Genomic DNA, 2,272 nt, shown 5'->3' with positions numbered 1-2,272 from the left:
TACCACAATCTCCACCACCCCCATGTTTTTCAAACCCAATGCCCCCACCCCCCCCCCACCCCCCCCCCGGGCCCCGGGCGCCCCCCCCCCGCCCCCGGGGCTCCCCGCCCCGTCGTGCGCCACCGCATCAGATGCGGCGGAGGGTGAAGGTGTCGATCGGGGTGCCGGCGAAGAGCAGGTCGATCCGGCCGGAGATCACGTAGGCGGAGCCGCCCGGGCCGGGGGTCGCGACGGTGGGGACGGGGTCCGCGGAGGGCGTGACCGAGGTGACGCGGGCGGTGCGCCAGCCGTCGCCCGAGACCAGCCGCAGGACCGCGTCGCGGCCGGTGTCGCCCAGGTGGTTGGTGACGCCGGTGAGCGAACCGTCCGGACGGGCGAGCAGGCCGTCCAGGTTGACGGTCACCCCGGCCGGCGCCTTGACCGGGATGCGCTGCAGCGCGGACGGCCGGTGCAGCGGGATGCGCCACAGCGTGCCGTCGTCGTACTTCGCGACGATCAGCTGCCCGCCCCGCTCGACGATCCCGTTCAGGCCGTACCCGCCGGGCTTCCCGGTCAACCGCGCGTCCCGCACCAGCACGGAGGCCCGACCGCTCACCCCGACCCGGTACACCACCGGCGCCAGCGAGTCGGTCACGTACGCCGTGCCGTCGGCGGCTATCGCGAGGTCGTTGGCGAAGTGCGCCCCGCCGTCGCGGGCCACCGCCGCCAGGTCGACGTAGAAGAGGCGGCGCCCGGTCTCCAGGTCGTACGCGCCGACGCCGGCCACCCGGCCCTGGGTGGCGGGGGTGCTGCGGGTGCCGACGCCGTTGTCGCCGTTGGCCACCAGGATCCGGCCGCGCACCGCGTCGACGTGGATGCCGACCACCGAGACCAGCCGCTCCGGGTCGTCGACCAGGGTGCGCACCGAACCGTCCGGGGCGAGGGCGGAGACCGTGCCGTGCCGCAGCGAACCGACCAGGAAGCGGCGGTGCTGCGAGTCCCAGGTCGCACCCTCGGGATGCAGGCTCGGGGCGTGGCCGTTGACGACGGCGGGGTAGCGGGCGGCGGCGGTTGCAGGGGCGGCGGCAGCGGTGGCGCCCGTGGCGGGGGCGGCCGCTGCGGGGACGGTCCCGGCGGCGGTGCCCAGCAGGACGGCGGTGGCGACGGCGGCCAGGGCGACCCGGCCGGAACGGCGGAAGGCCACGGGGGTGAACTGGTTGTTCGTCATGAACGGTGTCCTCTGCGAGGTTCGGTTTCGGCTTGCGGGACCAAGCCTCGCCGGGCCGCGACCGGAGCGGCAGTGCGTGGCGATACTGGTAGCCGCACTACCAGGAAGGGGAGGAGCACATGAACGACACGGAGGTCCGCAGGCGGGCCCTGGCCAACTTCCTCCGCACCCGCCGCGCGGCGCTGACCCCGGAGGACGTCGGGCTGGCACCGGGCGTGCGGCGGCGGACTCCCGGGCTGCGGAGGGAGGAACTCGCCCTCCTCGCCGGGGTCGGGGTCACCTGGTACACGTGGCTCGAACAGGGCCGGGACATCAACCCCTCCCCCGAGGTCCTGGCCAGCCTGGGCCGTACGCTGCGCCTGGACCGGGCCGAGACGGCGTACCTGTTCCGGCTGGCGGGCAGTCAGCCGCTGGGCGGGGACGAGGCGGTGCCGGAGGAGGTGCCCGCACCGCTGCTGCGCCTGATGCACGCCCAGTGGCCGGCGCCGGCGTTCCTGATGGACGCGGACTGGGACATCCGGGCCTGGAACCCGGGCGCGGAAGCGCTGTTCGGCCTGACCCGGTGGGAACCCCGGGAGTGCAACCTGGCCTGGGTGGTGTTCGCCAACCGCGTCCACCGGGACCGGACGGTCGACTGGGAGTACCACGCCCGCCGGATCCTGGCCCAGTTGCGCTCGGCGTATGCGGAGCGCGGGGGCGACGGCGCACCCGCGGCCCGGCGGCTGGCCGGTCTGATCGGGCGGTTGCGGGCGGAGTTCCCGGAGGCGGACCGCTGGCTGGACGAGCACCAGGTGCAGGAGCGGGCGGGCACCGCGAAGGACCTGGTGCACGAGACCCTGGGACTGCTGCGGATCGACCAGGTGGTGCTGCAGGCCCCGGGCGCGCTGCAACTGGTGGTCCTGGCCCCGCGCGACGCGGAGACCGACGAACGGCTGCGCAGGCTGGCCCCGGAGGCGGTACCGGTCTGACCGTCGACGGGTGCCGGACAGCCGACGGCAGATGACCGGTGACAGATGACAGATGACAGATGACAGACGCCGGCTGACGGCTGCCCGGGGGCAGCCG

2 protein-coding genes are annotated in these 2,272 nt (G+C 74.9%); one reads left to right on the top strand and one right to left on the bottom strand.

All coding sequences use genetic code 11. The features are described from left to right. Positions 1 to 127 precede the first annotated feature (127 nt). On the bottom strand, positions 128 to 1,207 hold the full coding sequence (locus ACWGB8_RS38380) for an SMP-30/gluconolactonase/LRE family protein (protein ID WP_452218287.1): 1,080 nt from the start codon (positions 1,205 to 1,207) through the stop codon (positions 128 to 130). Positions 1,208 to 1,326: 119 nt separating this feature from the next. Between ACWGB8_RS38380 and ACWGB8_RS38375 the strand changes: the two genes are divergently transcribed. After that, entirely contained in the window at positions 1,327 to 2,175 is an 849-nt protein-coding gene (locus tag ACWGB8_RS38375) for a helix-turn-helix transcriptional regulator (RefSeq protein ID WP_452218286.1), read from the top strand. Positions 2,176 to 2,272: the final 97 nt, after the last annotated feature.

This window comes from Kitasatospora sp. NPDC054939 (assembly GCF_053610105.1).
This window is presented reverse-complemented; position numbering and strand designations above follow the sequence as displayed.

Coding starts and splice junctions, on each gene's coding strand:
- ACWGB8_RS38375 (WP_452218286.1), top strand. CDS start 1,327: ATGAACGACACGGAGGTCCGCAGGCGGGCCCTGGCCAACTTCCTCCGC.
- ACWGB8_RS38380 (WP_452218287.1), bottom strand. CDS start 1,207: ATGACGAACAACCAGTTCACCCCCGTGGCCTTCCGCCGTTCCGGCCGG.